This window comes from Micromonospora sp. NPDC047753, from assembly GCF_040642735.1.
In the GTDB taxonomy this organism is placed as follows: domain Bacteria; phylum Actinomycetota; class Actinomycetes; order Mycobacteriales; family Micromonosporaceae; genus Micromonospora.
In genome coordinates this window covers 1-22,652 of sequence record NZ_JBEYSL010000019.1, presented here as the reverse complement: position 1 = coordinate 22,652, position 22,652 = coordinate 1, and the positions used below count along the sequence as shown (strand labels likewise).

Genomic DNA, 22,652 nt, shown 5'->3' with positions numbered 1-22,652 from the left:
GACCGGCAACCATCGCGGGCTCCTCGCGGTCTAGGCTTGTCCGGTGACGGTGGAGCAGCAGGCACGGGGTGCGGCGGGCGCGGGCCGGCGCAGGTCCCGCAAGGACGAGATCCTGGAGATCGCGGTAGGTCTGTTCGCGGCGCGTGGCTATCACGGCGTCTCGATGGACGACATCGGCGCGGCCGCCGGGGTCACCGGTCCGGCGCTCTACCACCACTTCGCCGGCAAGGAAGCCATGCTGGCCGCCGCGCTGATTCCCGTCAGTGAGGGGTTGCTGGCCGGTGGGCGGGAACGCGCCGTCGGGCGCTCGGACGACCCGCGCGGCGTCCTGGAGTCGCTGATCGACTTCCACGTCGAGTTCGCGCTGGCCAACCCGGCGGTGATCGCGTTGCACCTGCACGAGCTGGACCGCCTGCCCGAGGAGCCGCGGCGGCGGATCCGTCGCCTGCAACGGCTCTACGTCGAGGAGTGGGTGACAGTGCTCACCGCGCTGCACCCGGGGATGCCCGACGGTGAGGCCCGGGTGCTCGCGCACGCCGCGTTCGGCCTGATGAACTCGACGCCGTTCCTCGGTGGTGAGGTGGACCGGCGACGCCGCGCGGAGCTGCTGCGCGGGGCGACACTGGCCGCGCTGCTCGCCTGAGCCGACTCGTCAGAACCGTGCCGGTCATGATTCCCTGACATCGTCCCACCATCCGGACGCCGGGAGGAAACATGATCGAGTCACTGCTGGTCGCCAATCGGGGCGAGATCGCCCGCCGGATCATCCGGACCGCCAAGCGGCTCGGCATCCGCGTGATCGCGGTGCACTCGGAGGCCGACGCCGACCTGCCGTTCGTCGCGGAGGCGGACGAGGCGGTCCTCATCGGCCCACCGAACCCGGCGCAGAGCTACCGCAACACCGAGGCGATCCTCGCCGCCGCCAAGTCGACGGGCGCGCAGGCGATCCACCCCGGGTACGGCTTCCTGTCGGAGAACGCCGAGTTCGCCCGTACCGTCGAGGCGAGCGGCCTGATCTGGGTCGGACCCGACGCGGACGCGATCACCGCGATGGGCGACAAGATCAACGCCCGGAACCTGATGGCGGCGGCCGGTGTTCCGGTCGCGCCGGGCACCACCGACCCGGCCGCCGACCTGGACGCTGCGGTGACGGCCGCGGCCGAGATGGGCTACCCGGTGATGGTCAAGGCCGCCGCCGGCGGTGGCGGCATGGGCATGGGCGTGGCGGTGGACGAGGCCGCGCTACGCACCGAGTACGACAAGGTGCGCGCGTTCGCCGAGCGGATGTTCGGCGACGGCTCGGTGTTGATCGAGCGGTACTTTCCCCGGGTACGGCACGTCGAGGTGCAGATCCTCGGCCTGGCCGACGGCCGGGTGGTGGCGCTCGGCGAGCGGGAGTGCTCGGTGCAGCGGCGCAACCAGAAGTTGGTCGAGGAGTCCCCGTCGCCGGCTGTCTCGCCGGAGCTGCGATCCCGGCTCCTGGCGGCGGCGGTGCGGGCCGGCGAGGCGGTCGGATACCGCAACGCCGGCACCGTGGAATGCCTGTTCGACCCGGCCACCGGCGAGTTCTTCTTCTTGGAGATGAACACGCGGTTGCAGGTGGAGCACCCGGTGACCGAGTACGTGTACGGCATCGACCTGGTCGAGGAGCAGTTGCGGGTGGCCTCCGGGTTGGCGCCGACGTTCGACCCGGACGCGTTGACCTCGAGTGGGCACGCCATCGAGATGCGGATCAACGCGGAGGACCCGAAGCGCTTCCTGCCCGGCCCGGGTGTGATCAGGACGTGGGTGGAGCCGACGGGTGAGGGTGTCCGGGTGGACTCCGGCTACACCGAGGGCAACACGGTCACCCCGTTCTACGACAGCCTGCTGGCCAAGCTGATCGTCAGCGGCGCGACCCGCGACGAGGTGCTCGATCGCGCGAAGGCAGCCGTCGCGGCGTTCCAGATCGAGGGTCCGAAGAACAACGTCCCCTTCTTCACCGAGTTGCTGGACAACGAGGAGTTCCGCTCCGGCGCCTACGACACGGGCATCGTCTCCCGCATGCGCTGACCCCCCGCCCCCACTCCCCGGTGATCAAGAGGTCTGCGTCAGGTTCCGCGCCGCGGGTGACGCAAACCTCTTGATCAACAGCCGGGGGTGGCATGCTGGGAGGACCCCCTAGGCACTGCTTTCGTCACAGTGAGGTGACCCCTTATGGCGGACCTGCCAGATTTCGTCTCGATCCGCGAGGTCGGGCCGCGCGACGGGTTGCAGAACGAGGACCCGATCCCGACCGACGCCAAGGTGCGACTGCTCGACGCCCTCTCCGGCACCGGCGTACGCCGAATCGAGGCGGTGTCGTTCGTGCACCCGAGGGCGATCCCGCAGATGGCCGACGCCGACGAGGTGTGGCAGCGGGCGGTGAAGGCCGACGGGGTGCGGTACTCCGCGCTGGTGCCGAACACCCGGGGCGCCCAGCGGGCCCTCGCCGCCGGATTCACCGAGATCGAGGTGGTGGTCTCGGCCAGTGACACGCACAACCGGCGCAACGTCAACCGGTCCACTGACGAGTCGCTGGACGACATCGCCGAGCTGATCGACCTGCTGCACGGCGCGTCGGCGCGGGTCGAGGTGATCGTGGCGACCAGCTTCGGCTGCCCGTACGAGGGGGACATCGACCCACAGCGGGTGGCCGGGATCGTGGACCGGGTCGTCCGCGACGGCGCGGACCGGGTCGCGTTCGGCGACACCACCGGCATGGGCACCCCACGTCGGGTCCGCGAGCTGCTGACCGCGGTACGCGACCGCAACGCGCACGTGCCGGTCCTGCTGCACTTCCACAACACCCGGGGTACGGCGCTGGCCAATCTGCTGACCGCGCTGGAGCTGGGGGTGACCGAGTTCGACGCCAGCGTCGGTGGCCTCGGTGGCTGCCCGTACGCGCCGGGGGCGAGCGGCAACCTGGCCACCGAGGAGGCCGTGCACATGCTGCACGACATGGGCATCGACACCGGCATCGACCTGCCGGCGCTCATCGAGGTGGCGGAGTTGGCCGAGGAGTTGCTCGGCAAGAAGCTGCCGTCGGGTGTGCTGCGGGCCGGTCCGCGTACCCGGCTGACGCCGCTGCCGAGCTGAGGACGCGACGAAGGGGCCGACGCACGCGCCGGCCCCTTCGTTTTTTCGCGGGTTCGGTCAGTTCACCGTGGTGAGCGCGCTCGGCCAGCTGTCGCGGAAGATGTCCGCGCTGCGGTCGGTGGCGCTGAACGTGCCGGCGAAGAGGTTGCTGACCCGGTTCGCCTCGGCGCTGCTCGGGTACGGGTTGGTGCAGCTGGTGCCGGCGCTGCCGCCGGACATCAGCAGCGAGCAGTTCCCGTTGTAGTTGTCCGGCAGACCGAGGATGTGCCCGATCTCGTGGGTCATGATCCGCAGCACGCTGTACTGGGCGGCCTGCTGGGTGTCGATGTAGACCCGGCCGTTGCCGAGGCTGGTCCGCTGGGCGTACGAGCCGCCGCCGGTGATCTGGTAGATGCGCAGGTTCGAGCCGCAGTTGGCGGAGAGCGTGAGGTTGACTGTGGCGTTGTTCCAGATCGAGGCGGCCTGGTTGGCCGTGCCGGCGTAGCTGCCCGCCTGGCTGGTGTTGTAGCAGATCGTCATGGCGGCGGACGCGGGCGACGGGTTGGCGACCGTGACGCCGAGGGTGGCGAGTGTCGTCGCGAGCACCGCGACGGCGAGCCGATTGAGTCGTGAGGTCATCGCTGACTCCAATCTGAGAGGGGTGTCAGGAGCCTAGCGATATGTATTCACGTTTTTCAATGTCTTGCTCTCGGCTCAACTGTCTGGTTCGCTCGTAGGTCGCCGACAGTCGCGCCGATGCGCTAGCCTAACGATCGTTCAGGTCAGTATGGCGGAGGAGTCGGCGTGACGCTCGACGGTGAGGCACTGGAGCAGCTGCGCAAGCGGGCCCGGTCCGGCGGCGCGGACAAGTACCACGCGGCCAACGCGGCCAAGGGCAAGCTCTTCGCCCGTGAACGGGTAGCGCTCCTGGTCGACGAGGGCTCGTTCGTCGAGGACGGCCTCTACGCCAACACGATGGCCGAAGGGCTGCCCGCCGACGGCGTGGTGACCGGCACCGCCACCATCGACGGCCGACAGGTCTGCCTGATGGCCAACGACTCCACGGTCAAGGCCGGCAGCTGGGGCGCCCGCACCGTCGAGAAGATCATCAGGATCATCGAGCGGGCGTACGGCGCCGGCGTGCCGATGGTCTACCTGGTCGACTCGGCCGGCGCCCGGATCACCGACCAGGTCGATCTCTTTCCCGGTCGCCGTGGCGCCGGCAAGATCTTCTGGAACCAGGTTCGTGCCTCCGGCTCGATCCCACAGGTCTGCGCGCTGTTCGGCCCGAGCGCCGCCGGTGGTGCGTACATTCCAGCATTCTGCGACGTGGTGGCGCTGGTCGACGGCAACGCCAGCATGTACCTCGGCTCCGACCGGATGGTCGAGATGGTCACCGGCGAGAAGACCACACTGGAGGCGATGGGCGGGGCGAAGGTGCACACCGCCGAATCCGGCGTGGGGCACTTCCTCTGCAAGACCGAGGCCGACGCGCTCGACGTCGTGAAGACCTACCTGTCGTACCTGCCGGCGAACTGGACGCAGGCGCCGCCGACCGCACCGGCGGTCGCCGCGCCCGCGAAGGCCGACCTGGCCGCCTTGGTGCCGGCCAGTGAGCGGCAGGCGTTCGACATGCGGCGGTACGTCAAGGGCCTGCTCGACGAGGGGTCGTTCTTCGAGATCCAGGCGCTCTGGGCCAAGGAGCTGACCATCGGCTTCGGCCGCCTCGACGGCCAGGTCGTCGGTGTGGTCGGCAACAACTCGATGTTCAAGGGCGGCGTGCTCTTCGTCGACTCGGCCGACAAGGCCACCCGGTTCGTGCAGCTCTGCGACGCGTTCAACGTGCCGCTGCTGTTCCTCAGCGACGTGCCCGGCTTCATGGTCGGCAGCGCGGTGGAGAAGCAGGGCATCATCCGGCACGGCGCCAAGATGATCACCGCGATCTCCGAGGCGACAGTTCCGAAGATCTGCGTGGTGGTCCGCAAGGCGTACGGCGCCGGTCTCTACGCGATGGCCGGGCCCGGGTTCGAGCCGGACGCCACGATCGCGCTGCCGACCGCGAAGATCGCCGTGATGGGTGCCGAGGCCGCCGTGAACGCGGTCTACGCCAACAAGATCGCCGCCATTGCCGACGAGGACGAGCGGGCGGCCTTCGTCGCCGCCAAGCGGGCCGAGTACGAGCAGGACATCGACGTCGTCCGGTTGGCCAGCGAGCTGGTGGTGGACGCCATCGTCGAGCCGCAGGACCTGCGCACCGAGCTGGTCCGTCGATTCGCGGCGGCGCGTACCAAGGATCGGCACTTCTCCCGCCGTCGGCACGGCGTCACCCCGGTCTGACCATCGACTCAGGCCCGCACAGCGACCCGCCCCCGGCGTCACGAGCGCCGGGGCGGACCGTCCTTACAGGAGGATGAGATGGACTTCCGGCTCACCGACGAACAAGCGGCGCTGCGTGAGAGCGTGCGGGAATTCGCCCGCGAGGTGATCGCCCCGGTCATCGCCGAGCACTACGAGCAGCACACCTTCCCGTACGAGGTGATCCGGCAGATGGGCAAGATGGGCCTGTTCGGTCTGCCCTTCGCCGAGGAACACGGCGGCATGGGCGGCGACTACTTCGCGCTCTGCCTGGCCCTGGAGGAGCTGGCCCGGGTCGACTCCAGCGTGGCCATCACCCTGGAGGCGGCGGTCTCGCTGGGCGCGATGCCGATCTACCGCTTCGGCACCGAGGAGCAGAAGGCGACCTGGCTGCCCCGACTGCTCAGCGGCGAGGCGCTGGCCGGCTTCGGTCTCACCGAGCCCGGCACCGGCTCGGACGCCGCCGGCACGCAGACCCGGGCGGTGCTGGACGGCGACGAGTGGGTGATCAACGGGTCGAAGGCGTTCATCACCAACTCGGGTACCGACATCACCGCCATGGTCACCGTCACCGCGGTGACCGGCACGAACCCGGACGGCTCCAAGGAGCTGTCGACGATCATCGTCCCCACCGGAACGCCCGGGTTCGCCGTCGCGCCCGGCTACTCCAAGGTGGGCTGGACCGCCTCGGACACCCACGAGCTGACCTTCGACGACTGCCGGGTGCCGGCCGCCAACCTGCTCGGCGCCCGGGGTCGGGGTTTCGCGCAGTTCCTGCGGATCCTCGACGAGGGCCGGATCGCGATCGCCGCGCTCGCCGTCGGCCTCGCGCAAGGCTGTGTCGACGAGTCGATCAAGTATGCGAAGGAGCGGCACGCCTTCGGTCAGCCGATCGGCGCCAACCAGGCCATCCAGTTCAAGATCGCCGACATGGAGCTGAAGGCGCACACCGCTCGCCTCGCGTACTACGACGCCGCCGCACGGATGCTGGCCGGCGAGCCGTTCAAGCGGCAGGCCGCCATCGCCAAACTGCACGCCAGCACGATCGCCGTGGACAACGCCCGGGAGGCCACCCAGATCCACGGCGGGTACGGCTTCATGAACGAGTACCCGGTGGCCCGGTTCTGGCGGGACTCCAAGATCCTGGAGATCGGCGAGGGCACCAGCGAGGTGCAGCGGATGATCATCGCTCGGGATCTGGGTCTTTGAGCGGCCAGGCCGAGCTGATCGGCCGCTCGTCCCGGACGGGCTGTCCGTACGGCTGTCGGGTTTCGGCGAGCGGACGTCAGTAGCCCGACGTTCGACTGCCGACGGTCGTAGTCCATCCGTACTCTTCGAGCCCATGACTCCGGATCATGAATGGTCGCGGAGCCCGGCTGGACGTACCACCCTGCCGGAGCTGCTCCGCGGGCATCGACGCGCAGCCGGCCTCACCCAGGCCGAGCTGGCGTCCCGGGCCGGGGTGGGTGTGCGGACGGTCCGTGACCTGGAGCGTGGCCGGTCGAACCGGCCACAACGCACCACTGTGGAACTGCTCGCCGGGGCACTGGCGCTGACCGGCACCAGTCGGGCGGCGTTCCTGGCCGCTGCCCGCGGCGCCGGTGCCGAACCGGCCTCGCCGGACGCCACCTCGACGGCGCTGGCGGTCGGCGGGGGCAACGCCACGTCGGCCGCCGCCCCCGCCGACAGGTCGGTCGCGCTCCCGCCGCCGGTGGAGTTGATCGGCCGGGAGCGCGACCTCACCGAGCTGGCCGAAATGCTGACCGCGGAGCGGGGACCCCGGTTGGTGAGCCTCGTCGGGTTGGCCGGCGTCGGCAAGACCGCCCTGGCGACGTCGGTGGCGCACCTGGTGGCCGCCGCTCACCCGGCCGGTGTTGCCGGGGTGCTGGTGGGCGAGGGCGCCGACGGTCCGGACGTGCTCGCCGCCTCGATGTCCGTGCTCGGCGTGGCGCGCCTGTCCGAACTCGTGGCGCTGCTCGCCGGGCGGCCGACGCTACTGGTGATGGACGCTGTGGAGCGCGCGCCCGGCCCGGTGGCCGCGACCCTGCACCGGTTGCTCGGAGCGCTGCCGTCGCTGCGGGTGCTGGTCACCGGGCGGCACCCGGTCGGGTTGCCCGGCGAGCGGGTCTGGCCGGTCGCGCCACTCGACGTGCCACCACCGGAGGCCGAGCACTCCGGGCTCGAATCATGGCCGGCTGTCGCGTTGTTCACCGCCCGGCTCGCTCAGGTCCGCCGGGAGCCGCCCGCCCCCGCTGAGCTGCCGGCGCTCGCCGCGTTGGTGCGCCGGTTGGGCGGGCTGCCGTTGGCCATCGAGCTGATGGCCGCCCGGGGCCGTCTCCTCGACCTCACCGAACTGCTCGACAGGTACGGCGACCGGGTGCTCGACCTGGCCACCCACGCGGACGCGTCCGCCCACCCGGCCTGGGACGCACCGGAGGCGCTCGGCAGCCGGAGGAGCGGACCCGACACCAGTGCGGCGGTCTCGGTCGCCGTCACCCTGCGAGACGCGGTGGCGTTCAGCTACCGCCTGTTGGCGTCTGACGAACAGGCCGCGCTGCGGCAACTGGCCGTCTTCGGTAACCGCTGGTCGGTCGAGTTGGCCGAGGAGATGCTCGTCGACGAGGCCGACCGGGACGGCACCGTGGCGATCGACCCGGTTCCACTGTTGGACCGCTTCGTCGAGCTGGGGCTGCTGAGCGTACGCGGAACCGGGTCGTTCCGGTTCCGGCTGCTCGACGCGGTTCGGGACTACGCCGTCGAGCAGGCGGCCGGCGGAGGTGAGCTGACCTGCATCCGGCGTCGACACGCGGAGGTCATCGCGCGCCTGGTGGCCCGTACCGCCAGTGACCTGATCGGCCCACGGTTACCCGACGCGGTGCACCGGCTGGACGAGATGAGCAGTGACATCAGCTCGTCGTTGGCCCACGCGGCCACCGACGACCCGTTGACAGCGCTGCGGCTGGCGGCCTGTCTGACCCGCTGGTGGCGGTTCCGTGGACGCGACGTCGTCGGGCGGCAGTGGCTGCGGCGGCTGCTGGCGGACCCGCGGACCGCCGACGCCGATCCTCTCCTGCGTGGCTGGGCCGCCCTCGGCGTCGCCCGGCTCGCCGCGGAGCACGGCGCCGGTGCCGAGGAGTTGTCGACGGCCCGTGCGGCGTTGGACACCTTTCGGCAGGCCGGCGACGTCACCGGGGAGTTGGAGGCGAGAAACGTGCTCGGCACCCTGCTGATCTCCGTCCGGCGGCAGGACGAGGCGCGCGAGCAGGCCGAGGCCCTGCTGCGGTTGGCCGCCCGCAACGGGCGGACCCGGGACCTGGCGGTGGCCCAGAACAGCCTCGCCTGGCACGAGATCCGCGCGGGCGATCTGGCTGCGGCCCGCCGCCGACTCGCCGCGGTGGACCGACTCGCCGCCGAGAGTGGGGAGCAGCGGCTGCGGGTGCTGGGCTGGGCCAATCGAGCCGAGGTCGCCCGACTGGAGGGCTGGTACGCGGACGCCATCGACCGTGGTCGGCGAGCGATCGCTGCCCTGTCCGAGCTGGGTGATCCCGGGCGTCGCCGTCGGGTGCTCGGGACCGTCGGGCTGGCGCTCGCCCAGGACGGGCGGGCCGCGGAGGCGACAGCGGTGCTGACCGAGTTGCGCGCCGGGGGCGGGGAGGCGCTGCCGGCGCGGAGCGTGCCGCGACCGCGCTCGGACGACTCGGAGCTGGTCTGGGGTGGCCCGGAGGCCGGGCTCTGTGCGCTGATCGAGGGGAACCTGGCGCTGCACCGGGGGGACCGGGAGTTGGCTGCCGAGTGGTTCGCGGCCGCCGCCGACCATGCGGGGCAGGATCGCCGTGACGTGGTGGAGGCGCTGGTGGGGCTGGCTGCGAGCACTGCGGACCCGTCGGTGCTCGATCGACTGGACCGGGTCTGTGTGGAGAGCGGCATCCGGCTGTTGCCGCAGGAGTCGGGACTGCTCTACGCGCTGATCGCCGCCCGGGGTGGACCGGCTCAGTAGCCCTGCGCTGTCTCCGAGCGGATCGAGCCCTGCGCTGTCCCCGAGCGGATCGCGACGGGAGAGTGGCGCGGGCGAAGAGCCCCCTTTGGTGCTACCCCTCGCTGATCGCCCGCGCCGTCACCCCCCGGTGATCCCCGGTGCCCGAAGCCTGCCACCGATGGGGTGGCAGAAAGTCGGCTTGGACCGAATTCTCCAGCTTGGCTGGATCAGTTCTGCCGGTCTTTCTGCCGCTGCCACCGCCCGACGGCGAGTGGTGGTCAGCGCCGTCGGGCGGCGTCGTCGGTGACGGCGGCCTGCTCCGGGCTGACGTCGTCACTGCCGGCGGTTGCGCACGGATGAGCGGCGTCGCGGACGCGGCGCAACCCGTCGAGGAGTGCCACCAGCGCCTCTGGGTCGAGTTGCCCGGTGAACCACTGCTCGATCATCTGCAGATGCCCGGGCAGCGTCTCGTTGAGGCGTTGCATCCCGGAGGCGGTGACCACCGCGTACGAGCTGCGGCGGTCGTTCGGGCAGGCCCGGCGGGTCAGCAGCCCGTCGCGCTCCATCCGGTCCACGACCCGGGTCACTCCGCTTGTCGACAGGGAGGTCTGTGCGGCAAGGTCGGTCATGCGTAGTTGGTTGCCCGGCGAGCGGGCCAGTCGCGTGATGACCTCGAACTCGACCGCGGAGAGGCCGTGCTCCTCGAGTTGGGCGTTGAACCGGGCGGACAGCCCGGCGTGTGCCTCGAAGAGCAGGCCGACGGCGGTGATCCGGGGATCGTCGAAGACGTTGGTCACCCGTTCATCATACCAGTGCTTGACACGGGGAATATTGTTGCGGTTATAGTTGCTCAGGCAGTCGTTGGGCTATTAAACAATCCCCTGGAGGACAGCAGCATGACCAGCAGCATCGAGACGGTTACCCGCGACTGGGACGGCCTCACCATCCCGGCGGCCGGCACCTACGCGCTCGACGTGGCGCACAAGCGGGTCGGCTTCGTTGCCCGGCACATGATGGTGAGCAAGGTTCGCGGTGAGTTCAACGACGCGACCGCCACCATCACCGTCGCCGAGGACCCGCTGCAGTCGTCGGTCGTCGCCACCATTCAGGCCGCCAGCGTCGACACCACCCAGGCCGACCGGGACGCGCACCTGCGCAGCCCCGAGTTCCTGGACGCCGAGAAGTTCCCGACGCTCGAGTTCCGCAGCACCGGGGTCAAGTCCCGTAGCGGCAGCGAGTTCGTGCTCACCGGTGAGCTGACCATCAAGGACGTCACCCGTCCGGTCGAGCTGGAGGTGGAGTTCGAGGGTGTCGGCCGCAGCCCGTTCGGCCAGGACATCTTCGGCTTCTCCGCGAGCACCGAGATCGACCGCGAGGAGTTCGGCCTGACCTGGAACGTCGCCCTGGAGACCGGGGGCGTGCTGGTCAGCCGCAAGATCAAGATTGAGATCGAGGGCGAGGCCGTACGCCAGGCCTGATCCCCGGGGATCGCCGGAGGGCCAGGGGAATCCTCCCGGCGATCCGGTACGCAGGGCCCGCGCCGCACGTCGGCGCGGGCCCTGCGTCGTTCCCACTGGCGGTGGTAATTGTCACGGGTTGTTCTCACCGCTTTCGGGTCCAGTCGGTCGACGACGGGGTACAGATGGCGCCACGAGCGCGTCCACCCCGGTCGACGTCGGATCACCGCCGTCGGCCTCTGGCCCCGGTCAGGTGGGCGCTCTTACCGTGGATGCTTCACAAAGCGCTTCCGGGACGGGATGATCCCGACCGCGCCGGCCGTCGGGAGGACACATGGGCAGGGACGTCTCAGAGGGCGCCTTCACCCGGGATGATCGCGTCCGATATCGGCAGAAGGTGCGGCGGTGCCTGGACGTCTTCGCCCTGATGCTGGACGACTTCGGCTTCGACGCCGACCGGCCGATGACCGGTCTGGAGATCGAGCTCAACCTGGTCGACTCGGCCGCCGAGCCGGCGATGCGCAACGAGGAGATCCTCGCCGACATCGCGGACCCCCTCTTCCAGACCGAATTGGGGCAGTTCAACCTGGAACTGAACGCCGAGCCCCGACTCATCGAGGGCAACGGCTTCGCCGACTACGAGCACGACCTGCGCGGCAGCCTCTCCCGGGCCGACGAGCGTGCCGCCAGATCCGACGCGAAGATCGTCCTGGTCGGCATCCTGCCCACCCTCACCGAGGGGCACCTGGTCGAGGACAACCTCTCCACCAACGAGCGTTACCGGGTGCTCAACGACCAGATCGTCGGCGCCCGGGGCGAGGACATCGAGCTGGACATCCGCGGCGTCGAGCAGTTGCGCACGCACACCGACTCGATCGCCCCCGAGGCCGCCTGCACGAGCCTCCAGTTCCACCTCCAGGTCGCCCCGGACAGCTTCGCCGACTACTGGAACGCGTCCCAGGCCGTCGCGGGTGTGCAGGTGGCGGTCGGGGCGAACAGCCCCTTCCTGTACGGCCGCCAATTGTGGGCCGAAACGCGGATCGCCCTGTTCCAGCAGGCCACCGACACCCGTCCGGACGAGCTGAAGGCCCAGGGCGTACGGCCACGGGTGTGGTTCGGCGAACGGTGGATCACCTCGATCTTCGACCTGTTCGAGGAGAACGTCCGGTACTTCCCGCCGCTGCTGCCGATCTGCGAGGACGAGGACCCGGTGGAGGTCCTGCACGCCGGCGGTGTGCCACAGCTCGGGGAGTTGCGGTTGCACAACGGCACGGTCTACCGGTGGAACCGTCCCGTCTACGACATCATGAACGGCCGACCCCATCTGCGGGTGGAGAACCGGGTGCTGCCGGCCGGCCCGACTGTGGTGGACATGCTGGCCAACGCTGCCTTCTACTTCGGGCTGGTACGCGGCCTGGCCGAGGCCGACCGCCCGATCTGGAGCCAACTCACCTTCAGCTCCGCCGAGGAGAACTTCCACGCCGCCGCCCGACGTGGTCTCGACGCCGTGCTGCACTGGCCCGGGCTCGGCGACGTGCCGGTCACCAAACTGGTCCTGGACCAACTACTGCCCACCGCCGCCACCGGCCTGGACGGGTTCGGCGTCGCCCCGGCGCAGCGGGACCGGTTGCTCGACATCATCGAGCAGCGCTGCCGTACCGGCCGCAACGGCGCCGTCTGGCAGACCGAGGCGGTCTGGGCGGCGGAGCGACGCCACGGCATGGACCGGCCTGCCGCGCTGCACCACATGGTCCAGCGCTACGCCGAACTCCAGCGCACCAACGAACCCGTCCACACCTGGCCAACCACCTAACCCCCCCCGGCACCCCCCCACCCACCGCCCCCATCCCCACCAAGCGCGTTGATCATGAAGTTGTTGCCATGACACGCCGAGCCAGGTGGCAATAACTTCATGATCAACAGGGTGAGGGCGGCCGGGCGGGGTTAGTCGGTGGTGGGGCGGCGGGCTGCACGGGTGCGGCGGCTGCTCGGGGCCGTGTCCTCCGTCGTGGATCCGGTAGGAGGGGTCGGATCCGAGCGGTCGGGGTCCGTACGCGGAGCGGGCACCTGCGCTGCGGCGGTGGCTTCGCCCGGCTGCGAGCCCGTCCTGGGCATCTGCGACGGCACGCTGACTTTCCTGCGCCGTCCCGTGGTTCCAGCCGTCGAGGCCGAGGCTCCGGCAGTTGACGCAGTGGGTTCGGCCGTCGCGCCGGAGACCGGCGGCGCGGGCTCGGTCCCGGTCACCGGGGCCGGGTCGGTCACCGTGCCCCGAGGCGCAGCACTCCGCCGGGCCGGGCGGCTCTGTTCGGCCGGGCGGTTCCGGTCGCTTCGCTCGCCGAGGCGGGCGGCCAGCACCGAGCCGCCGATACCGGCGATCACCGCGTACGGGGCGATCAGTTGGGTGGACAGCTGCGCGGGGCCCAGCGTCGACCAGTGCGGCAGAGTTGTCAGGTAGGCGAGCGCGACGAGCACCGGGCCCGCCGCGCCGGAGGCCGCCGCACCCACGCGGTGTCCGCCCGAGCGGGCGGACCGCCGAGCGGCCAGTACGCCGATCAGCAGCGCGGGCACCAGTGCCAGCAGCGCACCGGGCCAGTAGAGCTGGCCCCCGATCCAGTAACGGGCGTGGTCCGGGTCGAACTGCCAGGTACCGAGCTGCGCGCCGGTCAGCCCCCGTCCGACGCGTACCCCGTCGATGACGGAGATCACCGCGAGCAACCAGAGCCAGGCGGCCGTCGCTGTCACGTTGACCGCGGCGGCTCGGGAGCGAAGCGCCCAGATCGCGATGAGGACGCCGATCAGGATGCCCAGCGTCGCCTGTACGGCGGCCGTGCGTTGCGGGGCGCCGGTGTCCGCGCCGGTCGCGACCCGCGCGGGTACCGCGATCAACAGGACGGTGACCAGCCCGCCCAGCCCGGCGCCAAGCGCCACTGCCACCCGGCGCAGCAGGCCGCCCCGGTCGTTGACCGGTGGGTCGGCCGCCGCTGGTGGCGTGCCTGCCCCCTCCGCGCGGGCGGTGTCGACGACCGGTGAAGGCCCGTCGACCGGGCTGTCGTGCTCCGGCCGCCGCTCGTCGAGCCGCGGGCCCTCCTGAGGGGCAGCACCGTCTGGCGAGGTTTCCGTAGAGATCACTGTCTTCGCCGGGGCGTTGCGTTGGTGCAGCCGCTGCGCGCAGACCGCGCCGAGGACCGTCGAACTGGCGGCGAGCCAGGTGGCCCAGGCGAGGCCGTCCGCCCAGGCTGTGTCGGTCGCACCGGCATCGGTGGGCGTCCAGGTGATGACGCCGAGCCCGTAGCCGAAGCCCAGTTGTGCGGCACCCGCGCCGGCAGCGACCCCGATCGCCGTCGCGATCGACACTCCCCAGCCCTGTCTGGCCATGCCGGGCAGCGTAACGTCCCGTCGTCGGCGCGGCGAGTCGCAGAGACCCGCCGGTGTGGACCGCCGGTGCGGGCGGGTTGGGCGGCGGGCGGTACGGTCGCCGGTGATGAGGCGGTGGGCGTTATGACGGACACGAACACGGGCCAGCAGAATGCCGCCGGTGGCGGCGCGGGCCGGGCCAGCGTTGTGCTCGGCGGTGGGTTGGCAGCGGTGCTGCTCGCCGCCGTGGGTGCGACCGGCGGCTGGCTGCTGGCCGGTGAGGACGACGCATCCTCTGGTGACCCGCTGGCCGTTGCGACCACGGCTGGCGCGTCGACCACCCGGCCCACCGCACCCCGGCCGAGCAGCGGCCGACCGACACCGTCGGCGGTCCAGACCTCCGCCGCCCCGACCAAGGCAGCCGGCCTGACCGTGCCGCCGGTGATCGGCACCGACTTCGAGCAGGCCCGGGATGCGCTGCGCAAGCAGCGGCTCGGTTGGCGGCTGGTCTTCGGTGGCGGCGTCGGCCGTACGGTCGAGAGCACCACACCGGACGTTGGCACCGAGGTCGCCCGGGGGACGACGGTGCAACTACAGGTTGCCGGGCCGGCGCCGGCCGCCGAGGTGCCGGACGTGGTCGGCGAGAGTTGCGCCGACGCCGCCGACGAGTTGGTCGACGAGGGCCTCTACCCGCGCTACCTCAGCGGACGTACTGGAAAGGTCAGCCGGCAGGAGCCCGCCGAGGACGGCCCGGCCCGGTGGAACGACCAGGTCAGCATCTGGTGTGGCTCCGACGGCCAGCCGACAGCGAAACCCACTCCCTGATTCCAGGCCGGCGGGTTCGCGCCTCGCGGCCCGTACCGCGTCCTGTCTCGCCGACAGCCGGCGCGGCTCGGCACGCTGATCCCCACCGATGGTGGTGTGGGCGACTAGGTTGGCGGTCGAGGGCCATGACGCCCGTCCGGGTTCGGGAAAGGACGTGCGATGAGCGACGACCGCCAGGAGCCTCCCGCCGACGAGCACGACGACGACCGGACCCGACCTCTGCCCTCCGCCGCTGATCGGCCGGCCCCGACCGGGCCCGCCGCCGACGGACCGGACGAGACGGCACCGATCGACCGGACCGTCCCGGCTCATCCCGATCTTTCGCCCGACCAGACAATGCCGATCGACCGGTCTGCCGGCACCCGGCCGGGCCCGCCGGCCGACGAGACGATGCCGATCGACCGGTCCGCCGGCACCCGGCCGGGCCCGCCGGCCGACCGGACGGCGCCGATACCGCCGGCCTGGTCCGGTCGGGCCGAGGTGCGCTCGCCCCGACCGGATGACGCCGGCGGTGAGTGGTACGTCGAGGAGCAGGGTGGCCGGCGGTGGTGGTCGCCGATCCTCTGGGGCGTACTGGCGCTGCTGCTCGCCGGCCTGCTCGGGGGCGCGCTCTGGGTGGTGCTCGCCCAGCAGGACGACGACCGGGAGGATCGAGGGCCCACCCCGTCGCCTCCGCCGACCAGTGCCCCCAGCGCCCTGCCGACCAGCGCAGCCCCCACGTCGGCGGCGCCCACCAGTGAGTCGCCGAGCAGCTCGCCGACGACGGAAGCGCCGGACGAACTGCCGGTGCCACCGCTCGCCGGCCTGCCGCAGGCCACCGCCGAAGGGCTGTTGGCTCGGCTCGGCCTGACCTACCGGGTGGTGTACCGCCCGTCGGAGTTGCCACCCGGGACCGTGGTGGGCACCGAGCCGGACGCCGGCACGTCGGTGTCCACCGACGACGAGGTGTTGTTGATCATCTCCCAGGCCCAGCCCTCGACCGGGGCGAGCCCGACCACACCGAGCCCCACTGTGACGAGCACGTCGTGACCGTTGGTCACCACATCCGGCGGCGGGTGCCGACGAGGCCGATGCCGGCCAGCGAGATGGCGAGGCCGAAGATGCCGGACCAGAAGAGGGAATGGCGGATGTCCGTGGCGCTGTGCCCAGCCGGAGCGGCCTCGGTGAGTTCCTGACGGCCGTCGGACTGGCCGCCGGCACCCAGCCCGGACACCGGCCCGGTCCGGTCGGTACCACCAGCCTGGTCGGCCGGGGTGTCGGTGTCGGTCCAGCCGGGTTTCTCGTAGACCGACTGACCGTCGCCCGTCGGCGGGTCGGAGTCGAGCACGGTGATCTCCGGCGCGGGCACCGGTGCGGTCAGCCGGGTGGACGACATCGCCGGGTCGCGGGCGAGGACCAGGAGTGTCGCCATCGCCCCGAGGAGGGCGAGGAGTCCGAAGGCATAGGCGATGAGAGAGCGGTGGTGCCGCCGCAGGGCGGGCTGATTGACCATGACCATCCCAGGGTCAGGGTCCTGGACGAGCGGGTGGAACGTGCCGGGGTGGGCGTACCGATTCTATGGCGATGGCACGCCCACCGGCGGCGGTTCGGGTCGGTCAGCCCACCCGGAGCGGGGTACGCGCGACCGGGCGGCGGGCCCGCACGGTGTGCGGACGGGGTTCGGGGGCGGCCTGCAGTTGCTGCAACCCTTCCCGCTGAACGAAGATCGACCGTCGGGTGACAGCGTCGCCCGCGGTGTTCAACTCGTAGCCGTCGAGCCACAGCCAGCCGTCATAGGTCGGCCAGTCGAGGACCCGGATCACCCGGAACTTGATCGGCCTGAGGAACTGGACACTCGCCGCGCGTGTCACATGCAGTACGTCACCGGTGCGGGGAAGCACATGGGCTCCTGGGGAGGATCGGCCGGCGATTGCGCCGGCGGTGCCTGAACGGGGGACGTCTCGGCCGGTGACGGGGTCGTGCCTCGTGAACCGGTGGTGCGGATGGCGGTGGTCGGGCCGTACCCCGCTGGTGACGTGCCGTCACCCGACCACCACCCGGTTGCTTCCGGGAACGCGCCCGCCGCCGCAGCTTGCCGGCTTGCAGCGGCGGGGTCCTTACCCCGGAGCAGGTCGCGTTGTCGTCGGCCGGGCCCGCGTCGTGCCCGGCCTCCCCGAAGCGGTGGGGTCACCACTCCGAGGGACCGAACGGAGACGCTGAGTGATCCGTGCCATACGGACAGAGTGCATCAGGGACGTGCTTCATGCAAGTTGCACGTCGACTTTTGCCGATACGTGAGCGTGTCGCGCGAAAGGCCTATTGAAGCCATCCGCGTCCGGGCGGCAGACTGGGGATCGGTTTCGCCCGTCGCGGCCGGCCGAGGACCGGCACCACCCCCTTCGTCGCGAACGCTCGCCGGTCGACGGTCGCGCCCCCGGCGGGTGTCACCCAGTGGCGCGTTACCGGAGGTAGCCCGAGTGGGGTCGAGCAGCCAGCGGCGGAGACCAGTGACTCACGGGGTTGCGCGATGAGTGAGCGGCGCAGTCCCACCATCAGACGGCGGCGGCTCGGGGCCGAGCTGCGTCGCCAGCGGGAGTCCGCCGGAATCACCATCGAGGTGGTCGCCGAACAGTTGGAATGCTCGGCGTCCAAGGTCTCCCGGATCGAGACCGGGCACACCACGGCCACCCCACGCGACGTGCGGGACATGCTGCGGATCTACGGCGTCGTCGGCGCCGAGAGCGACGAGCTCGTGCAGATCGCCCGGGAGGCCCGCCAGAAGGGCTGGTGGCACCCCTACAGCACCGTGCTCGTCGGCGCGTACGTCGGGCTGGAGGCGGCGGCCAGTTCGATCCGGGCGTACGAACAGCAGGTCGTTCCGGGTCTTCTGGAGACCGAGGAGTACGCCGGGGCCATGATCCGTGCCGCCCGGCCGGACTTCACCGCCGATCAGGTGCATCAAAGAGTGCGTGTCCGTTTGGGCCGTCAGTCGTTATTGACCCAGGACGATCCGGTCGATCTGTGGGTGGTGCTCGATGAGGCGGTGGTAAGTCGGCCGGTGGGCGGGGACGAGGTGATGCGCGGTCAACTCAAGCGGTTGGTCGAGGTGGCCGAGTTGCCGAACGTGACGCTGCAGATCCTGCCCTTCGAGGTGGGTGCGCATGCCGGCATGGACGGCACGTTCACGATCCTCAGCTTCCCTGAGCCCGGTGATCCGGATGTTGTGTACGCGGAGAACGCCACGGGTGGGCTCTTCCTCGAGAAGAGCGACGAACTACAGAAGTACAGCTTCATCTTCGATCACATCCGCGCTGCGGCCATACGTCCGGAGGAGTCCGTCGCACACATCGCAAAACTGGCAGAGGAGCCGTTGTGGAAATGGCGACCAAAGGGTTCCCCGTGGACCTGACGCAGGCAGCATGGTTCAAGAGCTCGAAGAGCGGGCCGAACTGTGACAACTGCGTGGAGGTGGCGTACGTGACGGGCGCGGTCGGAGTGCGGGACTCGAAGGACAAGGCGGGCCCCGCCCTGGTCTTCGCACCGGGTGACTGGCACTCCTTCGTTTCAGGCACCCGGGGTGGTGTGTTCGGCGCGATCTGACCGACTGGTCAGTGGAGTCCCCGTCCGGTTCGCCGGACGGGGACTCCGCCGTGTCCGCGGTGGGCGCGGCTGACTGCCGCGTCGCGGCAGGAGTCGGCCAGGTTCCGTCGGGATTCCCGTCGCCAGAGCGTCCCCGTCTCGTTGAACCGGTCGGTACGGCGCTGGTCGACGACCCGCCGCACCGACCCGCAACCGAGCGAGTAGGCGAGACGGATGACGACGATCGGTTCAGACAACCTCACCACCGGTCCGGCCAAGCCGGAGCGGTTCGGTGGCAAGTATCGCGGCGCTCGTCGGGACACGGTTCTGACCGAGGTGGTCTCGACCGACCAGGAGTTGAGCGGGCGGGAGGGTGCTTCCGAGACGACGGATCCTCCGCTGTCGCTGCCCTCACTGGACCCGAACCCGCTGATCGAGCCGTCGTTCCCGCCAGCGGGCTGGCCGATGGAGCCGCCCGAGTCTTTGGCGGACCACCCGTTGCTGCGTGGTCTGCTGATGGAGTTGCCGCCGAAGGGCACAGTGCCCTCGCAGGACTGGCTGGACCGCTGGTTCGAGGCGACCAGGTCGATCCTGGAACTGCTATACGTGCAGAGCGCCAGCCGCCCGCGTTGACCCTGCGACGGCGGGCTGGGCCCGCTCCGCGAGGCGGTTGTGGCGTAGCGCGTGCCGGACCCCGATGGCGATCACCGCAAGCGCGCCCACGGTGATCGCCGGCCCGGTGACGCCGGGGTCGGCCCCGAGGTCGGCGCCAGCGGCGGCGATCAACGCCGGCACCGTGGCCAGGGCGGTGACCTGTAGCGGCAGCCCCACGAGGGGGTGGGCGGCGGCGGCGCGCAGCCCGTGCGGCGCGGGGGTGGCGGGGGCACTGGCGAACGCGCCCGCGCCGGCCCACAGCCGGCGGATCCGTCGTACCGAGCAGACCGTCGCAACGAGCGCCGGGCCGGCGGCCAGTGTGAGCCCGGCGGCGGCCCGGTCGATCGGAGCGGTGCCGGCGCTGAACAGTCCGCCGCCGAGCACGGCGGCGGTGAGCGCCACGCCGGTGAGGGCCAGCACCAGCAACCATCCGGTACGCCGACGCAGCATGCGGGTGTTGCGCAGCCGGGGAAGGCCGTCGGCAACGACGCCGGCGGCCAGCCAGACGGCGGCGACCGGGAGCAGGATGCTGAGCTGACTCTCCATGTTCGAGAGTCTTTCCCGAATCCGGGCGGAGCGAATCCGGGCGTGCCCCCCGTTCGCCCCGGACGCCGGGCCCGTAGGGGGTCATCACTCGAAGGTATGGCCGTTTCGACATGTTCAACTGCCCGACGGCTGACTTACCCTCAGCTAGATCGGCAACTGTCGATTGATGTTGGGACCGGCGGTCACGTTCCACCGCCGGTCAGAGGGAGGTAGGAAATGGGTCTTCCACGAAGGTCCGTACTGATCGGGGTGGCCGCGGCGACCGTGCTGGCCGTCGGTACCCCAGCCCTGGCCGCCGAACCCGTGGGTGTGGTTCGGGCCGCCGGCGGAGCCACCGCCGTGCCGGACAGCTACATCGTCGTACTCAAGGACAGCGCTGTGGCCCGGGACCGGGTCGGCGACACGGCGAAGCGGCTCTCCGGCCGCCACGGCGGCACCGTGGCCCGCACCTACGGGGCGGCGCTGCGCGGCTTCGAGGCCAAGGTGAACGCACGCGCGGCGGCGCGGATCGCGGCCGACCCGGCTGTGGCGTACGTCGAGCAGAACCACACCGTCTCGATCTCCGGCACGCAGGCCAACCCGCCCTCCTGGGGCCTCGACCGGATCGACCAGCGCAACCTGCCGTTGGACAGCTCCTACACCTACCCGAACACGGCGAGCAACGTGCACGCCTACATCATCGACACCGGCATCCGGTTCTCCCACAACGACTTCGGCGGCCGGGCCACCTCCGGCTACGACGCGGTGGACGGCGGGTCGGCCGACGACTGCAACGGGCACGGCACGCACGTGGCCGGCACCGTCGGCGGGTCCGCGTACGGGGTGGCCAAGGCCGTCCAGCTCGTCGGCGTACGGGTGCTGAACTGCTCCGGCAGTGGCACCAACGCCGGTGTGATCGGCGGCGTCGACTGGGTCACCGCGAACGCGATCAAGCCGGCGGTGGCGAACATGAGCCTCGGCGGCGGCGCGAACAGCTCGCTGGACAACGCCGTCCGCAACTCGATCGCCTCGGGTGTCACGTACGGCCTGGCGGCCGGCAACGACAGCGGCGCGAACGCCTGCAACACCTCACCGGCGCGCACCACGGAAGCCATCACTGTGGGCTCGACGACCAGCACGGACGCCCGGTCGTCGTTCTCCAACGTCGGCACCTGCCTGGACATCTTCGCGCCGGGCTCGTCGATCACCTCGGCCTGGTACACCAGCAACACCGCCACCAACACGATCAGCGGCACCTCGATGGCCACCCCGCACGTGGTCGGAGCTGCGGCCCTGGTGGCCAGCGCCAACCCGACCTGGACCCCGGCTCAGGTCCGCAACCAACTGGTGGCCAACGCCACGCCCAACGTGGTGAGCAACCCCGGCTCGGGCTCGCCGAACCTGCTGCTCTACGTGGGCACCGGCAGCACCCCGCCGCCGCCCACCGGCTGCACCGGCACCAACGGCACCGACGTGTCGATCCCGGACGCCGGCTCGGCGGTGACCAGCTCGATCACCATCTCCGGCTGCGGTCGCAACGCCTCCTCGGCCTCCACCGTGGCGGTGAACATCGTGCACACCTACCGCGGTGATCTGGTCATCGACCTGCTCGCCCCGGACGGCAGCTCGTACCGGCTGAAGAACAGCAGCACCTCGGACAGCGCCGACAACGTGAACGCCACGTACACGGTGAACGTGTCCGGTGAGGCCGCCGACGGCATCTGGCGACTCCAGGTGCGGGACACCTACTCGGCCGACACCGGCTACATCAACACCTGGACCCTGACCGTCTGATCGGGTTCCGACGACGCAAGGCCCCACCCGGCGTTCCGGGTGGGGCCTCGCGTCGTACGGATCGGGCTCAGACCGAGAAGGTGGCCGGCCGCTCGGTGGCCGGGGCCGGCGGGCGGGCCTTCCACAGGCCGATCTTCTGCGCGGCGAGCCTGCTCAGGTAGGCCGGGTTGAGGATGACGTAGCGGCGCCAGAGCCGCTTCGGCTCCAGACCGAGGCGCCAGAACCACTCAAGGCCGGCGCGCTGCATCCACGGCGGGGGCTGGCGCAGCAGCCCGGCGTGGTAGTCGAAGGCCGCGCCGACCGCCATCAGCGGCATGTCGAGCAGCGGCCGCATGGCGTACGTGAAGACCTCCTGGCGCGGGCAGCCGAGCCCGACCAGCACCAACCGGGCGCCACTGGACCGGATCCGGTCGGCGATCTCGGCGTCCTCACCGGGTTGGACGGCACGGAACTTGGACGGCTCCACCCCGGCGATCTTCAGCGCCGGGAACATCTGCTCCAGGGCCGGGATCAACCGGGCGAGGGTCTCCTCGGTCGAGCCGTACAGGTAGACCGGTAGCCCTTCGTCGGCGAAGCGCGACAGCACGTGCAGGGTCAGGGTCGGCCCGTACACCCGGTCGCTGAGCCCCGCGTGGTGCAGCAGGTTGAGCGCCCACCGCACCGGCTGCCCGTCCGGCGTCACCACGTCGAAGGAGTTGAGCCGCGCGTTGTGCGCCGGGTCGAGCACCCCGGTCATCACACCGTGCACTGCCAACGCGGTCAGCGCGAGGGGACGCCGTTCGTGTGCCGCGGTCACCACCGCGTCGGTCGCCGTGGCGTAGTCGGTGGCGTCGACCAGGACGCCGAGCACGTTGCGCTTCGTCCGGGCGCTCATGGCTGGGCCACCCACTTGTCCACGTTGGCCTCGTAGATCTCCCGCAGGATCATCGGCACGTCGTAGGTGATCTTCCAGTCCGGATACTGCGCCTCGAACCGGGCCATGCTGCTCACGTACCACTGGTGATCACCGGTGCGGTTCTGCTCGACGTAGTTGATCTGCGCCTCGCGGCCGGTGATCT

Annotated in this window: 21 protein-coding genes and 1 pseudogene; 14 read left to right on the top strand and 8 right to left on the bottom strand. The window is 70.9% G+C overall.

Annotation, left to right across the window (positions count from 1 at the left end; all coding sequences use genetic code 11):
- The first annotated feature begins 43 nt into the window (after nucleotides 1–43).
- The 3 genes from ABZ749_RS03395 to ABZ749_RS03385 all read left to right on the top strand — a co-directional run bounded on the left by ABZ749_RS03395 (nucleotide 44) and on the right by ABZ749_RS03385 (nucleotide 3,117).
- Complete coding sequence (locus ABZ749_RS03395) at nucleotides 44–643, top strand: TetR/AcrR family transcriptional regulator (RefSeq protein WP_238669677.1); 600 nt, start codon at nucleotides 44–46, stop codon at nucleotides 641–643.
- A 71-nt stretch (nucleotides 644–714) separates the two neighbouring features.
- On the top strand, nucleotides 715–2,052 hold the full coding sequence (locus ABZ749_RS03390; RefSeq protein ID WP_357222316.1) for a biotin carboxylase N-terminal domain-containing protein: 1,338 nt from the start codon (nucleotides 715–717) through the stop codon (nucleotides 2,050–2,052).
- 144 nt (nucleotides 2,053–2,196) lie between these two features.
- Nucleotides 2,197–3,117, top strand: coding sequence for a hydroxymethylglutaryl-CoA lyase (locus ABZ749_RS03385; protein ID WP_357222314.1), 921 nt, complete (start codon nucleotides 2,197–2,199; stop codon nucleotides 3,115–3,117).
- 57 nt (nucleotides 3,118–3,174) lie between these two features.
- On the opposite strand, the gene ABZ749_RS03380 is transcribed toward ABZ749_RS03385, so the two are convergent.
- The gene (locus tag ABZ749_RS03380; protein WP_357222312.1) at nucleotides 3,175–3,735 is read right to left on the bottom strand and encodes a snapalysin family zinc-dependent metalloprotease; all 561 of its coding nucleotides are present in this window, start codon (nucleotides 3,733–3,735) and stop codon (nucleotides 3,175–3,177) included.
- A gap of 165 nt (nucleotides 3,736–3,900) precedes the next feature.
- On the opposite strand from ABZ749_RS03380, the gene ABZ749_RS03375 reads away from it, so the two are divergent.
- The 3 genes from ABZ749_RS03375 to ABZ749_RS03365 all read left to right on the top strand — a co-directional run bounded on the left by ABZ749_RS03375 (nucleotide 3,901) and on the right by ABZ749_RS03365 (nucleotide 9,448).
- On the top strand, nucleotides 3,901–5,433 hold the full coding sequence (locus ABZ749_RS03375) for an acyl-CoA carboxylase subunit beta (protein WP_357222310.1): 1,533 nt from the start codon (nucleotides 3,901–3,903) through the stop codon (nucleotides 5,431–5,433).
- Nucleotides 5,434–5,511: 78 nt separating this feature from the next.
- Nucleotides 5,512–6,660: an acyl-CoA dehydrogenase family protein gene (locus ABZ749_RS03370; protein ID WP_238669691.1), complete on the top strand. Its 1,149-nt coding sequence runs from the start codon at nucleotides 5,512–5,514 to the stop codon at nucleotides 6,658–6,660.
- A 133-nt stretch (nucleotides 6,661–6,793) separates the two neighbouring features.
- Entirely contained in the window at nucleotides 6,794–9,448 is a 2,655-nt protein-coding gene (locus ABZ749_RS03365) for a helix-turn-helix domain-containing protein (protein WP_357222307.1), read from the top strand.
- Nucleotides 9,449–9,705: 257 nt separating this feature from the next.
- On the opposite strand, the gene ABZ749_RS03360 is transcribed toward ABZ749_RS03365, so the two are convergent.
- Entirely contained in the window at nucleotides 9,706–10,224 is a 519-nt protein-coding gene (locus ABZ749_RS03360; protein ID WP_357222305.1) for a MarR family transcriptional regulator, read from the bottom strand.
- Between the two features lie 99 nt (nucleotides 10,225–10,323).
- On the opposite strand from ABZ749_RS03360, the gene ABZ749_RS03355 reads away from it, so the two are divergent.
- Nucleotides 10,324–10,905, top strand: coding sequence for a YceI family protein (locus ABZ749_RS03355; protein ID WP_357222303.1), 582 nt, complete (start codon nucleotides 10,324–10,326; stop codon nucleotides 10,903–10,905).
- Between the two features lie 313 nt (nucleotides 10,906–11,218).
- Nucleotides 11,219–12,697 carry a glutamate--cysteine ligase gene (locus ABZ749_RS03350; RefSeq protein ID WP_357222301.1) on the top strand — a complete coding sequence of 493 codons (1,479 nt, stop codon included), beginning with the start codon at nucleotides 11,219–11,221 and terminating at the stop codon, nucleotides 12,695–12,697.
- Between the two features lie 131 nt (nucleotides 12,698–12,828).
- Here the strand turns inward: ABZ749_RS03350 and ABZ749_RS03345 are convergent, their stop codons facing one another.
- A complete protein-coding gene (locus tag ABZ749_RS03345) occupies nucleotides 12,829–14,259 on the bottom strand; it encodes a hypothetical protein (RefSeq protein ID WP_357222299.1) in 1,431 nt (476 codons plus the stop codon).
- A gap of 123 nt (nucleotides 14,260–14,382) precedes the next feature.
- Between ABZ749_RS03345 and ABZ749_RS03340 the strand changes: the two genes are divergently transcribed.
- Together ABZ749_RS03340 and ABZ749_RS03335 are read left to right on the top strand one after the other, a co-directional pair.
- Nucleotides 14,383–15,063, top strand: coding sequence for a PASTA domain-containing protein (locus ABZ749_RS03340; RefSeq protein WP_357222297.1), 681 nt, complete (start codon nucleotides 14,383–14,385; stop codon nucleotides 15,061–15,063).
- A gap of 159 nt (nucleotides 15,064–15,222) precedes the next feature.
- Complete coding sequence (locus ABZ749_RS03335; RefSeq protein WP_357222295.1) at nucleotides 15,223–16,092, top strand: PASTA domain-containing protein; 870 nt, start codon at nucleotides 15,223–15,225, stop codon at nucleotides 16,090–16,092.
- A gap of 7 nt (nucleotides 16,093–16,099) precedes the next feature.
- Here ABZ749_RS03335 and ABZ749_RS03330 read toward each other — a convergent pair whose 3' ends face one another.
- On the bottom strand, nucleotides 16,100–16,555 hold the full coding sequence (locus ABZ749_RS03330) for a hypothetical protein (protein WP_357222293.1): 456 nt from the start codon (nucleotides 16,553–16,555) through the stop codon (nucleotides 16,100–16,102).
- 103 nt (nucleotides 16,556–16,658) lie between these two features.
- A complete protein-coding gene (locus ABZ749_RS03325) occupies nucleotides 16,659–16,943 on the bottom strand; it encodes a hypothetical protein (RefSeq protein WP_355004603.1) in 285 nt (94 codons plus the stop codon).
- A 626-nt stretch (nucleotides 16,944–17,569) separates the two neighbouring features.
- Here ABZ749_RS03325 and ABZ749_RS03320 point away from each other — a divergent pair.
- The 3 genes from ABZ749_RS03320 (at nucleotide 17,570) to ABZ749_RS03310 (ending at nucleotide 19,254) form a co-directional block, all read left to right on the top strand.
- A complete protein-coding gene (locus ABZ749_RS03320; protein ID WP_091396372.1) occupies nucleotides 17,570–18,451 on the top strand; it encodes a helix-turn-helix transcriptional regulator in 882 nt (293 codons plus the stop codon).
- Entirely contained in the window at nucleotides 18,421–18,642 is a 222-nt protein-coding gene (locus tag ABZ749_RS03315; RefSeq protein WP_357222291.1) for a DUF397 domain-containing protein, read from the top strand. Before ABZ749_RS03320 ends, ABZ749_RS03315 begins: the two co-directional genes overlap by 31 nt.
- Nucleotides 18,643–18,855: 213 nt before the next feature.
- Nucleotides 18,856–19,254, top strand: coding sequence for a hypothetical protein (locus ABZ749_RS03310; protein WP_238658498.1), 399 nt, complete (start codon nucleotides 18,856–18,858; stop codon nucleotides 19,252–19,254).
- Here ABZ749_RS03310 and ABZ749_RS03305 read toward each other — a convergent pair.
- On the bottom strand, nucleotides 19,222–19,821 hold the full coding sequence (locus ABZ749_RS03305) for a hypothetical protein (RefSeq protein WP_357222289.1): 600 nt from the start codon (nucleotides 19,819–19,821) through the stop codon (nucleotides 19,222–19,224). The two genes, ABZ749_RS03310 and ABZ749_RS03305, sit on opposite strands and share 33 nt — an antisense overlap.
- Before the next feature lie 216 nt (nucleotides 19,822–20,037).
- Between ABZ749_RS03305 and ABZ749_RS03300 the strand changes: the two genes are divergently transcribed.
- Nucleotides 20,038–21,594, top strand: coding sequence for a S8 family serine peptidase (locus tag ABZ749_RS03300; protein WP_357222287.1), 1,557 nt, complete (start codon nucleotides 20,038–20,040; stop codon nucleotides 21,592–21,594).
- Nucleotides 21,595–21,661: 67 nt separating this feature from the next.
- Here ABZ749_RS03300 and ABZ749_RS03295 read toward each other — a convergent pair whose 3' ends face one another.
- Together ABZ749_RS03295 and ABZ749_RS03290 are read right to left on the bottom strand one after the other, a co-directional pair.
- Nucleotides 21,662–22,468, bottom strand: a complete 807-nt coding sequence (locus ABZ749_RS03295; protein WP_357222285.1) for a WecB/TagA/CpsF family glycosyltransferase — start codon at nucleotides 22,466–22,468, stop codon at nucleotides 21,662–21,664.
- Nucleotides 22,465–22,652: pseudogene (locus tag ABZ749_RS03290) on the bottom strand (NAD-dependent epimerase); the annotation flags it as partial. The pseudogene ABZ749_RS03290 and the gene ABZ749_RS03295, both read right to left, overlap by 4 nt.

What these genes read in the sequence shown, in the direction of transcription:
- ABZ749_RS03330 (WP_357222293.1), bottom strand. Translation starts at nt 16,555, where the DNA reads ATGGTCAATCAGCCCGCCCTGCGGCGGCACCACCGCTCTCTCATCGCC.
- ABZ749_RS03380 (WP_357222312.1), bottom strand. Translation starts at nt 3,735, where the DNA reads ATGACCTCACGACTCAATCGGCTCGCCGTCGCGGTGCTCGCGACGACA.
- ABZ749_RS03345 (WP_357222299.1), bottom strand. Translation starts at nt 14,259, where the DNA reads ATGGCCAGACAGGGCTGGGGAGTGTCGATCGCGACGGCGATCGGGGTC.
- ABZ749_RS03310 (WP_238658498.1), top strand. Translation starts at nt 18,856, where the DNA reads ATGACGACGATCGGTTCAGACAACCTCACCACCGGTCCGGCCAAGCCG.
- ABZ749_RS03335 (WP_357222295.1), top strand. Translation starts at nt 15,223, where the DNA reads ATGAGCGACGACCGCCAGGAGCCTCCCGCCGACGAGCACGACGACGAC.
- ABZ749_RS03315 (WP_357222291.1), top strand. Translation starts at nt 18,421, where the DNA reads ATGGCGACCAAAGGGTTCCCCGTGGACCTGACGCAGGCAGCATGGTTC.
- ABZ749_RS03355 (WP_357222303.1), top strand. Translation starts at nt 10,324, where the DNA reads ATGACCAGCAGCATCGAGACGGTTACCCGCGACTGGGACGGCCTCACC.
- ABZ749_RS03300 (WP_357222287.1), top strand. Translation starts at nt 20,038, where the DNA reads ATGGGTCTTCCACGAAGGTCCGTACTGATCGGGGTGGCCGCGGCGACC.
- ABZ749_RS03350 (WP_357222301.1), top strand. Translation starts at nt 11,219, where the DNA reads ATGGGCAGGGACGTCTCAGAGGGCGCCTTCACCCGGGATGATCGCGTC.
- ABZ749_RS03370 (WP_238669691.1), top strand. Translation starts at nt 5,512, where the DNA reads ATGGACTTCCGGCTCACCGACGAACAAGCGGCGCTGCGTGAGAGCGTG.
- ABZ749_RS03340 (WP_357222297.1), top strand. Translation starts at nt 14,383, where the DNA reads ATGACGGACACGAACACGGGCCAGCAGAATGCCGCCGGTGGCGGCGCG.
- ABZ749_RS03305 (WP_357222289.1), bottom strand. Translation starts at nt 19,821, where the DNA reads ATGGAGAGTCAGCTCAGCATCCTGCTCCCGGTCGCCGCCGTCTGGCTG.
- ABZ749_RS03365 (WP_357222307.1), top strand. Translation starts at nt 6,794, where the DNA reads ATGACTCCGGATCATGAATGGTCGCGGAGCCCGGCTGGACGTACCACC.
- ABZ749_RS03385 (WP_357222314.1), top strand. Translation starts at nt 2,197, where the DNA reads ATGGCGGACCTGCCAGATTTCGTCTCGATCCGCGAGGTCGGGCCGCGC.
- ABZ749_RS03295 (WP_357222285.1), bottom strand. Translation starts at nt 22,468, where the DNA reads ATGAGCGCCCGGACGAAGCGCAACGTGCTCGGCGTCCTGGTCGACGCC.
- ABZ749_RS03320 (WP_091396372.1), top strand. Translation starts at nt 17,570, where the DNA reads ATGAGTGAGCGGCGCAGTCCCACCATCAGACGGCGGCGGCTCGGGGCC.
- ABZ749_RS03390 (WP_357222316.1), top strand. Translation starts at nt 715, where the DNA reads ATGATCGAGTCACTGCTGGTCGCCAATCGGGGCGAGATCGCCCGCCGG.